Source organism: Leifsonia xyli, from assembly GCA_001647635.1.
Classification (GTDB): Bacteria; Actinomycetota; Actinomycetes; order Actinomycetales; family Microbacteriaceae; genus Leifsonia; species Leifsonia xyli_A.
The window spans coordinates 3569047-3581891 of sequence record CP014761.1; the positions used below are offsets into that span (position 1 = coordinate 3569047).

A 12845-nucleotide genomic window follows, 5' to 3' on the forward strand; every position below is an offset into this window, starting at 1 on the left:
ACCGTGAGAGGCATGAGCACCACAGGCTTCCGGATGCGCGCCGAGCGCACCCCCGCATCCGCCGGCCTGGCGCTCGATCCGGCCCAGGCGGAGGTGCTCGGACTGCCCGACGGGGCGTCCGCCGCGGTGCTCGGCGCGCCGGGCACCGGCAAGACGACGACGCTGGTGGAGGCGCTGGCCGAGCGCGTGCACGGGCGCGGCTACGGCACGGACGAGGTGCTCGCTCTGAGCGCCTCCCGCACCGCCGCGACGGCCCTGCGCGACCGCATCGCGTTGCGCCTGGAGGTGCCGACCCAGGGGCCGCTCGCCCGCACCGCCACCTCCCTCGCCTTCCAGCTGGTGGGGGAGCGCGCGCGGAGGCTCCAGCTCGACCCGCCCCGCCTGCTGACCGGTGGCGAGCAGGATCAGATCATCGCCGAGCTGCTCAGCGGCCACCTGGAGGACAACTCCGGTCCGGTCTGGCCGGAGCCGCTCGTCGAGGAGGTCCGCGTGCTGCGGGGGTTCCGCACCGAGCTGCGCGAGCTGATGGCGCGGTGCGCCGAGCGCGGAGTGACGCCGTCGCGGCTCTCCGAGCTCGGCGCGATCACCGGGCATGACGAGTGGCGTGCCGCGGCGCGCTTCATGGCGGAGTACCAGCTCGTGGTCGACAGCTACCGCGGCGGGTTCGTCGACTCCGCCGAGCTGATCGCCTCGGCGGTGACCGCGGTCCGCGAGGGCAGCTCGCTCGACCGGCTGCGCGCGGTGTTCGTCGACGACCTGCATGAGGCCACGGTCGCGACCCTGGCGCTGCTGCGGGCTCTCGCGGAGCGCGGCGTCGCGGTGGTCGCATTCGGCGACCCGGATGTCGCGTCCACCACGTTCCGCGGCGCGGAGGCGACCGCTCTCGGCCAGCTCGAGTCGCGACTCGGCGTGCCGGCGACCCGGTTCGTCCTGACCACCGCGCACCGGCAGACCCCGGCCCTCCGCGAGCTCACGGCGCGCGTGACGGAGCGCATCGGCGCGGCAGCCGCGGGGGTGCAGCGGATGGCATCGGCCGGGCGTCCCGAGCCGGTGGGAGGCTCCGCCGACACCGACGACCCGCGCCCGGAGATCGTCCGCTTGGTCGCCACCTCCGCACCGTCCGAGGCGGCGCGCCTCGCCCGCAAGCTGCGCGAGCGCCACCTGCTCGACGGCGTCCCGTGGAGCGAGATGGCCGTGATCGTGCGGTCCGGCGCCCACGTTCCCGCGCTGTCCCGCGCCCTGGCCGTCGCCGAGGTGCCGACGACGACGAGCATCGCGGGCCGTCCCCTCCGCGACGACTTCGCGGCTCGGCAGCTCATCACGGTGGCCGGCGTGCTGCTCGGCGCGGTCGAGCTGACGCCGATCGTGGCGAACGAACTGCTGCTCGGACCGTTCGGCGGCCTCGACAGCATCAGCCTCCGCCGTCTACGGCTGGCGCTCCGGCAGGAGGAGCTCGCGGGCGACGGCAACCGCCCCGGCGACGACCTGCTCGTCGAGGCGCTCCAGCATCCCGCGCACCTGGCGACCATCGACGCGTCGCCCGCGCGCCGCGCGGGCCGGCTCGCCGAGACGCTGCGCTCGGGCCGCGAGAAGGCCGAGCAGGGCGCCTCGATCGAGGAGCTGCTGTGGCACGCATGGGAGCGCAGCGGTCTGGCCGGGCGCTGGCTGGAGCACTCGCAGCGCAGCGGCATCGTCGCCGACGAGGCCAACCGCCACCTCGACGGCATCGTCGCCCTCTTCACGGCCGCCCGGCGGTTCGTCGAGCGGTACCCCGAGCGGCCCGCGTCCGACTTCGTGGTCGAGCTGCTGGGAGCGGAGGTCCCCGAGGACACCCTGGCCGCGCAGACGGCGGCCGACGCCGTGCTCGTCTGCACGCCGAGCGCCGCGATCGGCCGCGAGTTCGAGGTGGTCGCGGTCTCCGGGCTGCAGGAGAGCGTGTGGCCCAACCTGCGCCTCCGCGGTTCGCTGCTGCACCCGCAGGAGCTCGCCGACGCGGTGGAGGGACGCAGCACCGAGACCGAGGACCAGCGCGCCGAGGTGCTCGGCGACGAACTCCGGATGTTCGCCCTCGCCGTCTCCCGCGCCCGCTGTCAGGTGCTGCTCACGGCCACCGCGAACGACGACGAGCAGCCGTCCCCGTTCCTGCGGCTGGCGGGGGAGCTGGCCGTCGACGACGTCGACGAGGGCGCGCATCCACTGTCCCTGCGCGGCATGGTAGGACGTCTGCGCCGCCGGCTCGCGACCACCGGCTCCGCCGACGCCGCCGCGGCCCTCGCCCGGCTCGCCGACGCCGGGGTGGAGGGCGCCGATCCTTCGTCGTGGTACGGCCTGCTCGAGCCGTCCACGAGCGAGCCGCTGGTCGACCTCGACGACCCCGAGGCGGTCGTCCGGGTCTCGCCGTCGCGGCTCGAGACGTTCGAGAAGTCTCCGCTCGCCTGGTTCGTGGACACGATGGCTGCGTCGCCGAGCGGGCTCGCCGCCGGCATCGGCACGGTCGTGCACGCTGTGATGGAGGAGGCGAGCACCAGCGACGATCGCGACCTCAGTGTCGAGCGGCTCTGGCAGGGCGTCGAGAAGCGCTGGGGCGAGCTCGCCTTCGAGTCGCCGTGGCTGGAAGAGAAGGAGCGGCGGCGTACGCGCACGCTCACCGCCGGGGTCTCGGAGTACCTCCGGGACTTCGAGCGGGCGGGAGGCGCACTCCTCGGCTCGGAGGGCTCCTTCGAGCTGCGCGTCGGGCGGGCCCTCGTCCGCGGCACGATCGACCGCGTCGAGCGCACCCCCGACGGCACTGTCGTCATCGTCGACCTCAAGACCGGCAACCGCACGCCCTCCGCCGCCGAGGCGGCCGAGCACGCGCAGCTCGGCGCGTACCAGCTCGCCATGGAGCACGGCGCGATCGAGCAGGCGGGAGGGCTGCCGTCCGGGGGAGCGAAGCTGCTGTTCGTGGCCAAGGGCGTGCGCGGCAAGGGCTACCGCGAGGTGGCGCAGGACCGTGTCGACGAGGAGAGGCTGGAGCGCCTCCGCGAGCGCGTCACCGCTGCCGCCGCCGGCATGGCCGCCGCGACCTTCACCGGGGTGGTCGACCTCGGAGAACGCGACCCGCACGGGCGCTACGAGTACCGCATCCATCTGGTCCCCGCCGTCAGTGCGGGCGCGGGCAGTGCGGGAGGTGGCGCATGACCGACGAGGCGACGCACGTCGACGACGAGAGCCTGCTGGAGTGGGCGACCGAGCAGGCCGGGCTCGACCTGGTCGAGCAGGCGTTCTCCCTGGCTGAGGAGGAGTCCGCCGCGCCCGAGCGGCCCCGGCCGGCTCGCTCCCTCAGCGCCGCCGAGATCGCCGAGACGCTCGGACTGCCCATCCCGACCCCGCAGCAGCAGGCCGTCATCGAGGCGCCGCTCCGCCCCGCGATCGTCGTGGCCGGCGCGGGCAGCGGCAAGACCGAGACGATGGCGAACCGCGTCGTCTGGCTGCTGGCGAACGGGCATGTGCGCGTGCCCGAGATCCTGGGCCTGACCTTCACGCGCAAGGCGGCGGGCGAGCTCGCCGGGCGCATCCGCACCCGCATCGAGCAGCTGGTCGCCTCGGGCGTGACGGATGTCGAGTTCGATCCGTTCGAGGCGCCCGAGGTGGCGACCTACAACGCGTTCGCGAACGCGATCTTCCGCGAGAACGCGCTGCTGATCGGGCGCGAGCCGGAGTCCGCGGTGCTGAGCGAGGCGTCCGCCTGGCAGCTTGCGCGCCGGCTCGTGGTGACGAGCACCGACGACCGCCTGGTCGAGCTCGACAAGGGGGTGGAGGCGGTCACCAGCGCCGTCGTCGGCCTCAGCCGCGCGCTCAGCGAGAACGTCGCCGACGCCGACGAGGTCGAGCGGATGGTCGAGCGCTTCGGCCGCATCGCCGAGCTCCCGACCGGCAACGGGCGGGTCAAGGAGCTGTACGCCTCGGTGCGATCCGCGGTGGAGGCGGTCGGCTCGCTCCCGCCGCTGCTCGATCTCGCACGCGCCTTCGCCGACGAGAAGCGGCGCCGCGGCTTCGTAGAGTACTCCGACCAGGTCGCCCTCGCGCTCGCGGTGTCCGAGCGCCTTCCGGAGGTCGTGGCCGACTACCGCCGCCGGTACCGCGTCGTCCTTCTCGACGAGTACCAGGACACCTCCGTCGTGCAGACACGGCTGCTCTCGCGCCTCTTCGCCGGCCGGCCGGTCATGGCGGTCGGCGACCCGCATCAGTCCATCTACGGCTGGCGCGGCGCGAGCGCGGCCAACCTCGGCCGGTTCTCCGCCGACTTCACGGGCGAGCGTCCCGGAACGGAAGGCGCGGCCGACGAGTACGCGCTGAGCACGAGCTGGCGCAACCCGACCCGCGTGCTCGACGCCGCCAACGCCCTCGTCGCGCCGCTGACCGCCGCATCGCCGGTGCACGTCGAGCAGTTGCAGCCGCGCCCGGGGGCCGTCGCGGGCGAACTGACCGCCGCGTTCGAGCAGACCGTCGCCGACGAGGCCGAGACCGTCGCCGCCTGGCTGGGCGAACGGATGCGAGAGCGCGACGCCGACGGCGCGCCGCCGAGCGCAGCGCTGCTGTGCCGGTCGATCAAGAAGATCGATGTGTTCACCACCGCGCTCGCGCGCCACGGCATCCCGTACCACGTGCTCGGCCTCGGAGGGCTCCTGGAGCAGCCGGTGATCGCCGATCTGGTCAGCGCGCTCCGCGTCATGCACGACCCGACGGCGGGGTCCGAGCTCATCCGCCTGCTCACCGGCGCGAAGTGGCGCGTCGGCCCGAAGGACATCGCCGCCCTGCGCGACGTCGCCTCCTGGCTCGCCGAGCGCGACCACCGGCACCAGCGGCTTGACCCGGAGCTGCGGGACCGCCTGCGCCGCTCGGTCGCCGGCGAGGAGGGCGCCTCGCTGGTCGACGCGCTCGACTTCGTGCTCGAGGCGCCCGACGGCCACGGCCGCCTGGAGGGCTTCAGCCCCGTCGGACTCGAGCGGATGCGCGACGCCGGCCGCCGCCTCGACCACCTGCGGTCGCGGGTCGGGCTCGACCTGCTCGACCTGGTCACGCTCGTGCAGCAGGAGCTGCTGCTCGACATCGAGGTCGCCGCGAACGAGACCGCCCAGCTCGGTCAGGCCAGCCTCGACGCCTTCGCCGAGCAGGTCGCCTCCTATCTCGCCGCCGACGACCAGGCGACGCTCGGCTCGTTCCTCTCCTGGCTCGCCGAGGCCGAGCAGCGCGACAACCTGGCGCCGCGCAGCGAGGAGGCGGAGCCCGGCACGGTCCAGATCCTGACGATCCACGGTGCCAAGGGCCTGGAGTGGGACGTCGTCGCCGTGCCGCGGCTGGTCGACGGCGAGTTGCCCGGGCCGCCGCAGAGCCGCAAGGGCTGGCTGGCGTTCGGCCAGCTGCCGAACGAGTTCCGCGGAGATTCCGCCGAGCTCCCGGTGGTCGCCTGGCGCACCGCCGAGACGCAGAAGGACGTGCACGAGTCCATCGCCGCCTACGAGGAGGAGAACGTCGCCCGCCACCTCGACGAACAGCGTCGCCTCATCTACGTCGCGGTCACCCGTGCCCGGCGTCGGCTGCTGCTGACCGGCTCGTACTGGTCGACCCAGACGAAGCCGCGAGGACCCGGCGCCTACCTGCTCGAACTGCAGCAGGCCGGCCTGCTTCCGGAAGATGCCTTCCCGGACTGCGACGAACCCGACGAGAACCCGCTGGCGCTGACCTCCTCGAGGGTCAGTTGGCCGCTGGAGCCGCTGGGTGCGCGCCGCGGCCGTGTGGAGGCGGCGGCGGACGCGGTGCGCCGCGCCCGCGACCTCGGGCCGGGCGACGGCGGCGTGTACGCCCGCGACCTCGATCTGCTGCTCGCCGAGCGGGCGCGGCGCGACGAGGAGGCCGGACTGGTCGAGCTCCCGGCGCGCATCCCCGCCTCGCGCTTCAAGGACTACGTCAGCGACCCCGCGTCCGTCGCGGCAGCCCTCCGGCGCCCGATGCCGGAGCGTCCCTACCGGCAGACCCGGCTCGGCACACTGTTCCACACCTGGGTGGAGGAGCGGTTCGGCACGGTCGCGGGCTCCGCCGACGAACTGGATGCGTACAGCGCCGAGCTGGACCTCGCCGGCGACCTCCTGGAGGCCGAGCGCTTCGCCGAGCTGAAGGCGACGTTCGAGCGCAGCGAGTGGGCCGGCCGTGCACCGGAAAAGGTCGAGCTCGAGATCCACATCACGCTCGCCGGGCAGGTCGTCGTCTGCAAGCTGGATGCGGTCTACCGTGCAGAGGACGGCGTCCACGACTACCAGATCGTCGACTGGAAGACCGGCAAGGCGCCGCGGGACGCCGACGACCTCGAACGCAAGCAGCTGCAGCTCGCGCTCTATCGGCTCGCCTTCGCCCGCTACGCCGGCGTCGACCCGGAGCGGATCGACGCGGTGTTCTACTTCGTCGCCGACGACCGCGTGGTGCGGCCCGAGCGGCTCTACGCGGAGGAGGAGCTGACGTCGCTCTGGTCGTCGGCCACCGGCTTCATCCCACCCGAGCGGCGGTAGCCCTCGGCGCGGTCGCCGGGCGTGCGGTCGAGCATCGCCTCGACGTCGGTCACGGCCATGATCGGCCCGGTCGCGGTCGACAGGGGGTTCATCGAGTTGCTGTGCACCCGATCCACCAGCCCGTCGAGCATCTCGACGGCGTCGTCCACGATCGACTGGTCGCGCACCTCGCGGCCGTGCAGCAGCCAGCGGGCCACCTCCAGCTCCGCGTACAGCATGGCGCGCTGGGTGAACTGCCGGTCGGTCGCCACCTGCCGGGTGGAGGCGTAGGCGCCGAGTGCGCCGTCCGTCGCCTCCGGGTTCATCGCGAGCAGCCAGTGCAGGTCGCGCGCGGGGTCGCCGACGCGGAGTGCGGACCAGCCGAGCACGGCGGAGACCGAGTCGTCCTCGACGAGGAACGACTCGGCGGTGAGCGACCCGTTGATGACGGTCGGCTGGAACTGCCAGATGGAGTGGTCGGCCGCGGCGTCGCGCCAGCGGTCGCGCAGCGCGGTCGGCAGCAGGCCGGTGGAGGCGGCGGACTCGATCACCGAGTTGGCGGCGGTCAGGCACTCCGCGGCGGACATCACGGGCAGTCCGGCCTCGCCGACGAAGGCGGTGGGGAGGGCGTGGATGGCCGCGATCGCGTGCCCGATGGAGCCCGCGAGACCATCGCCCGGGGGCACGTCCTCGACCGAGATGTGGCGGCCGGGCAGGTACTCGTAGACGACGGCGCGTGTGCCGCCGACCGGCGCCTGGCCGAGGTAGTGGGGCACGTCGAAGGGCAGCCGGCTGCGGATGCCCGTCGTGAGCGCGCGCAGAGCCACGAGATCGGCGCTCTGCTCCGTCTCGGCGACCTGGGTGGTGGGGACGCGGACGATGACGGTCCGGCCGTCCCTCGTGCTCAGCAGCGCGGAGTCGAAGTCGCCGGACCCGCCGGCGCTGTGACTGCGGGCGCCGGAGACGTCGAGGTCGGGGACGGCCGAGGTGGCCAGCGCGGCTAGAGTGAAGTGGGATCTGGCCATGCACCTAGGCTAAACGGGCCTCACCTGCGTTCGGCCTCCGCCACGCCCCGAAAGGACCTCGATGTCGTCCGCCCCCACCTCCTTCCTTCCGCTCGCGGCGCTGCCGCTGTCGCGTCACGCGACCGACCGCGACCACGCGGCGCGCTCGCGCCCCGCCCTGTTCGACGAGCTGTGGCGTGAGCCGGCCACGCGGGTGCTGCCGCTGTGGAAGGGGCGCGCGCTGCTGACCGCGGAGAGCGTGGAGGCCGCCACCCCCGCCGCGGACGGCTGGTCGGCCCCGGATGCGGGACCGGCCGTGCTCGATCTGCTCCCGGTCGAACGCGTGACGTCGGCCCTCATCCGCGTCTACCTCGGCCGTACCACGGTCGCGACCGAGACCGAGCCCGTCGGAACAGCGGTCGTCCTGGAGGTGCTGACCGACGCCGCCGCTCAGGAGCTGGAGCCCGACGAGGCGCGTTGGGGCAACCTCCGCACCGTCGCGACGGCCTTGAGCGACCGCGACGCGGGCCTGTTCACCGAGGCGCTGGCCATGGCGAACTGGCACGCCTCGCACACGCACTGCCCGCGCTGCGGGTCGCCGACGGTGGTCGAGCAGGCGGGATGGGTGCGCCGCTGCCTCGAGGACCAGTCCGAGGTGTTCCCGCGCACCGACCCCGCGGTGATCGTCACGGTGCTGGACGCCGACGACCGCCTCCTGCTCGGCTCCAACGCCATGTGGGAGCAGTCCCGCTATTCGCTCCTCGCGGGCTTCGTCGAGCCGGGGGAGTCGTTCGAGGCCGCGGTCGAGCGCGAGATCTTCGAGGAGGCGGGCGTCCGGGTCGTGGATGCGCGCTACAAGGGGTCGCAGCCCTGGCCGTTTCCCGCCTCCGTCATGGTCGGGATGACCGCCCGGCTCGCCGACGACCAGTCCGCCTCCGCGCTCGACCCGGACGGCGAGGAGATCCTCGACGTGCGCTGGTTCAGCCGCGACGAGCTCTGGGCGGCGCGCGAGCAGATCATCCTTCCCGGGCGATCGTCGATCGCGCGCGCCCTCATCGAGGACTGGTACGGCGGCCCGCTCGACGAGCCGCCGGCCGCGTGAGCGCCGTGGAGTCCGCTGCGACGCCGGATGCGCTGCTCGCCGGGCTGGACGCGCAGCAGCGGGTGGCGGCGGAGGCGCTGGTCGGTCCGGTGTGCATCCTCGCCGGAGCGGGCACGGGCAAGACGCGCGCGATCACGCACCGGATCGCGTACGGCGTCGCCTCGGGCGCCTACGCGCCGAACCGCGTCATGGCGCTGACTTTCACGAACCGGGCCGCGGCCGAACTGCGCGGGCGGCTGCGCCAGCTCGGGGCGGCCGGCGTCTCGGCGCGGACGTTCCACTCCGCGGCGCTCGCCCAGCTCAATTACTTCTGGCCGCAGGTCGTCGGCGGCCAGCTGCCGTCCGTGCTCGACGGCAAGGGGCGCATCCTGGGCCACGCCGCGGAGACGCTCAAGCTGAAGGTGGACACCGCCACGCTGCGCGACGTCGCCGCCGAGATCGAGTGGCGCAAGGTGTCCGGCCTCGGCATCGACCAGTACACCGCGGCCGGGCGACCGACCCCGGGCACGCTGTCCGCGGAGCAGGTGGCCGACCTGCTGCAGCGCTACGAGGACCTCAAGGACGAGCGCAAGCAGATCGACTTCGAGGATGTGCTGCTCGCCTGCGCCGGGATGATCGAGAGCGAGCCCGCGGTCGCGATGCAGGTGCGCGAGCAGTACCGGTTCTTCGTCGTCGACGAGTACCAGGACGTCTCGCCGCTCCAGCACGACCTGCTCTCTCTGTGGCTGGGCACGCGGAACGACCTGTGCGTGGTCGGCGACGCCAGCCAGACCATCTACTCGTTCGCGGGCGCGCGCAGCGACTACCTCCTCGGGTTCGAGCACGAGCATCCCAACGCCACGGTCGTCCGGCTGGAGCAGAACTACCGTTCGACGCCGCCGGTCATCGACACGGCCAACCGGCTGATGCGCGGGCGGTCGGGCGCGCTCACCCTGCGCCCGGCGGAGCTCGCCGAGGGCCGCGACCGCGAGGCCGAGCCGGTCCCCGCTCCCGTCGGCTTCGAGGACGACCGTGCCGAGGCGCGCGCCGTCGCCGGCCAGATCGCCGCCGAGCTCGCCGCGGGCGCCCGCCCGGAGCACATCGCGGTGCTGTACCGCGTGAACGTGCAGGCCGCGGCGCTCGAGCAGGCACTCGGCGACCTCGGCATCAGCTACCAGATCCGCGGCGCGAAGCGCTTCTTCGACCTCCCCGAGGTGCGGCAGGCGGTCATGTCGCTGCGCGCCGCGAGCCTCGTGGCCACCCCGGACCCGCTGTTCAAGTCGGTGAGCGACGTTCTGCGCTCGCTCGGCTGGTCGGTCGAGCCGCCAGAGGCGCGCGGTGCCGTCCGCGAGCGCTGGGAGTCGCTGAACGCGATCATGGGCCTCGTCGACGAGCAGCCGCCCGGGCAGACGCTCCGCGGTTTCACCGATGAGCTGCAGGCGCGCCAGGCGGGCCAGCACGAGCCGACGATGTCGGCCGTCACGCTGGCCACCCTGCACGCCGCGAAGGGCCTGGAGTGGCCCTCCGTCTACCTCGTCGGCCTGAGCGAGGGCCTAGTCCCGATCAGCTACGCGACGACGTTCGAGCAGATCGACGAGGAACGCCGCCTCCTCTACGTCGGCATCACCCGAGCCCGCCGCCGCCTCCGCCTCAGCTGGTCGGAACGCAGCAACCAGCCCGGCCGCCCGAGCCTCCGTCAGCCCTCGCGCTTCCTCGCCGAACTGCGACCGCCCGCCGTCCGCGACTCCACGGCGCCCGCCGGGGTCACGGCGGAAGCCCCAGGCACCCGCACTCGGGATGGGGCTCCCACGCGCGGCTGACCCACTCCACCGCCCCGACGGCGAGGCGGGCGCTATGGGCACTGCGGCCGCCGCCAGCATCCGGGCCGTCGAGCTTGGGGGTGTCGACCGTGGGGCCGCGCAGCTCCGCCAACAGCACCGCCGCCGCGCGCGCCGCAGCAGCGCCCGCCGCGACTGCGGTCTCGCCGACCGGATCCCGCGTGTGCAGCTGCGTCGCCATGGCCGGCCACGCCGGGTCGGCGTCGGTCCGGTGGAGGTCCACGCAGCGCAGGCACGGACCGCGACCCGGACGCACAAGGGGCCCCACCGTGACCCCGCCGTCCCCGTACACGATCGGCAGGTGCGGCACGTCCCGGCGCAGCCAGCGCGCATGCCGCCGCGGCTCGACCGCGTACGACGCGACGATCACCACCGCATCCACCGCGCCGCCCACGCGACCCACCCCATCGGCCGCATCCGCCGCATCCGCAGCCTCGGACCACGGCGGCCACGGCGGACCCGATCCGACCTCGACCCCCGCCGCGCCCAGCATCCTCCCGAGCACCTCGGCCGTCTCCCCGCCTCCATCGACTAACACCCGCATCGGCGGCCTGGGCTCGCGTCGCCGCGGCCTCACCAGCACCGCCCGCACCCGCTCCAGCAGCGCCTCCACGTCGCCCGGCGACGCCCGCGCCTTCGCAGCGACCACGCGCAGCCCCTCGGCGGTCACTCCGGACGCCAGCGCGGCGAGCATCCGCTCCTCGGCCGGACTCACCCCCTCCAGCACCAGGACGGGCGACTCCACGCCGAACTGGATGCTGTCAGGGGTACGCCAGACGCGGGGGAGACGGGGATCGAGTACGTAGACCATTCCGCCAGCCTGCCCGAGCGCGCACGCAGATCAGCGGTTGTCCACAGGCTCGATTTCCGGCCGCGCACCCTCCACAGGGTGGGGACGGTTTCAGCCCTCGGTCGGGCGGTCCCGGTCGTCGCGCAGGAGGTCTTCGATCGCCTGGTCGAGGGCGTCCTGCTCGGGCGCCTGCCCGGTCGCCGCCGCGGTCAGCCGGGCGACCAGCGCCGACGGGTCGTCGAGGTCGGACGACTGGGGAGGAGGTCCGGGTGCGACCACAGGTCGTCGCGGGCGTCCATGCCCACGGCGTCGGACACGGCGCGCCACATGGCGGCCGCCTCGCGCAGGCGGCGGGGTCGCAGCTCCAGGCCGACCAGGGTCGAGAACGCCGACTCGGCCGGTCCGCCCGACGCCCGCCGGCGCCGCACGGTCTCGGCGATCGCGTCCGCCCGCGGCAGCAGCCGGGTGGCGTTGGCGGTGACCACATCCACCCAGCCCTCGATCAGCGCGAGGACGGTCTCGAGCCGGCCGAGCGCCTCCTGCTGCTCCTCGGTGCGCGGCGGGATGAGCCGCCCGCTGACCATGGCCTCGCGCAGCTCCTCCGGGTTGGACGGGTCGAAGTTCTCGGCCAGCGACTCGAGCGCGTCGGTGTCGATGGTGATGCCCTTGGCGAAGGCGGTGATCTGCGTGATCAGCTGCAGGCGCAGCCACTTGGCGTGGCGGAACAGCCGGGCGTGCGCCAGCTCGCGCACCGCCAGGTACAGCTGGATCTGGTCCTCGGGGATATCGAGCCCCTCGCCGAACTCGGCGACGTTCTGCGGGATGAGCGCGGCCTGGCCCTCGGGCAGCAGCGGGATGCCGATGTCGCCGCCCGATACGACCTCCTTGGAGAGCTGCCCGACCACCTGCCCGAGCTGCATCGCGAACAGGGCGCCCCCGATGGAGCGCATGACCTGGCCGGCGTTCTGCAGCAGCGCCTGCATCTCCTCCGGGGCCTGCTCCGAGAGCACGCGCGTCAGCGCGTCCGAGATGCTCAGGGCGACGGGCTCGGCGAGCTGAGTCCACAGCGGCATGGTCTGCCGGGCCCACTCGGCGCGGCCGATGAGCTCCGGGGTCGCGCTGAGACCGGCGACGCCGGTCGCCTGGTCGAGCCAGAGCGACGCCACGTGGAAGGCCTGGTCGAGCGTGGCGCGCTCCGCCGGGGTGACCGCGTGGGCGCCGTCGGACGCGAGCTGCCGCGCCTGCTGCGCGGCGATGTCCCAGTTGACGCCGCCTCCGGGGTTCATCAGCGCGTTCTGCAGCTGCCCGAGGAGCGCCTGGATGCTGGCCGGGTCGTTCGGCAGGCCCGCGGCGCCGGCCAGCCGGCTCGGGTCGATCGACGCGCCGTTCCCCGAGAGGAACTGGCTCAGCATGTCGCGGAACTCGTCGTCGTCGCGATCCGGGTCCCGGTCGTCGTTCCGGTCGTCGGCCATGGTCAGCGTCCCTCTTCTCGATGCGAGCCGGCCGTCGGGAAGGGCCGTCGGCGCGGCTTCAGGCTCGTTATCTACGCTAGCCGCTGCCGCCGGGGTGGCGGGTGAGAATTGGCCTAAGCTCGCCTTCGCACCGTGC

General features: G+C 73.8%; 6 protein-coding genes and 1 pseudogene. 4 read left to right on the plus strand and 3 right to left on the minus strand.

Annotation, left to right across the window (positions count from 1 at the left end):
* Nucleotides 1-12: 12 nt before the first annotated feature.
* Nucleotides 13-3180 carry an ATP-dependent DNA helicase gene (locus A0130_17495; GenBank protein ID ANF33211.1) on the plus strand — a complete coding sequence of 1056 codons (3168 nt, stop codon included), beginning with the start codon at nucleotides 13-15 and terminating at the stop codon, nucleotides 3178-3180.
* Complete coding sequence (locus A0130_17500) at nucleotides 3177-6545, plus strand: ATP-dependent DNA helicase (protein ANF33212.1); 3369 nt, start codon at nucleotides 3177-3179, stop codon at nucleotides 6543-6545. Before A0130_17495 ends, A0130_17500 begins: the two co-directional genes overlap by 4 nt.
* Here the strand turns inward: A0130_17500 and A0130_17505 are convergent.
* A complete protein-coding gene (locus A0130_17505; GenBank protein ANF33213.1) occupies nucleotides 6476-7549 on the minus strand; it encodes a macrolide 2'-phosphotransferase in 1074 nt (357 codons plus the stop codon). The genes A0130_17500 and A0130_17505 overlap by 70 nt on opposite strands.
* Before the next feature lie 61 nt (nucleotides 7550-7610).
* On the opposite strand from A0130_17505, the gene A0130_17510 reads away from it, so the two are divergent.
* Together A0130_17510 and A0130_17515 are read left to right on the plus strand one after the other, a co-directional pair.
* Nucleotides 7611-8630, plus strand: a complete 1020-nt coding sequence (locus A0130_17510; GenBank protein ANF33214.1) for an NADH pyrophosphatase — start codon at nucleotides 7611-7613, stop codon at nucleotides 8628-8630.
* A gap of 5 nt (nucleotides 8631-8635) precedes the next feature.
* Nucleotides 8636-10429, plus strand: a complete 1794-nt coding sequence (locus A0130_17515; protein ID ANF33523.1) for an ATP-dependent DNA helicase — start codon at nucleotides 8636-8638, stop codon at nucleotides 10427-10429.
* On the opposite strand, the gene A0130_17520 is transcribed toward A0130_17515, so the two are convergent.
* Together A0130_17520 and A0130_17525 are read right to left on the minus strand one after the other, a co-directional pair.
* The gene (locus A0130_17520; GenBank protein ID ANF33215.1) at nucleotides 10374-11258 is read right to left on the minus strand and encodes a hypothetical protein; all 885 of its coding nucleotides are present in this window, start codon (nucleotides 11256-11258) and stop codon (nucleotides 10374-10376) included. The genes A0130_17515 and A0130_17520 overlap by 56 nt on opposite strands.
* 90 nt (nucleotides 11259-11348) lie before the next feature.
* Nucleotides 11349-12709, minus strand: a pseudogene (locus tag A0130_17525) (hypothetical protein).
* Between the last annotated feature and the right edge of the window lie 136 nt (nucleotides 12710-12845).

Excerpts from the sequence above, each read along its gene's own strand:
- A0130_17495 (ANF33211.1), top strand. The coding sequence starts at position 13 with ATGAGCACCACAGGCTTCCGGATGCGCGCCGAGCGCACCCCCGCATCC.
- A0130_17500 (ANF33212.1), top strand. The coding sequence starts at position 3,177 with ATGACCGACGAGGCGACGCACGTCGACGACGAGAGCCTGCTGGAGTGG.
- A0130_17505 (ANF33213.1), bottom strand. The coding sequence starts at position 7,549 with ATGGCCAGATCCCACTTCACTCTAGCCGCGCTGGCCACCTCGGCCGTC.
- A0130_17510 (ANF33214.1), top strand. The coding sequence starts at position 7,611 with ATGTCGTCCGCCCCCACCTCCTTCCTTCCGCTCGCGGCGCTGCCGCTG.
- A0130_17520 (ANF33215.1), bottom strand. The coding sequence starts at position 11,258 with ATGGTCTACGTACTCGATCCCCGTCTCCCCCGCGTCTGGCGTACCCCT.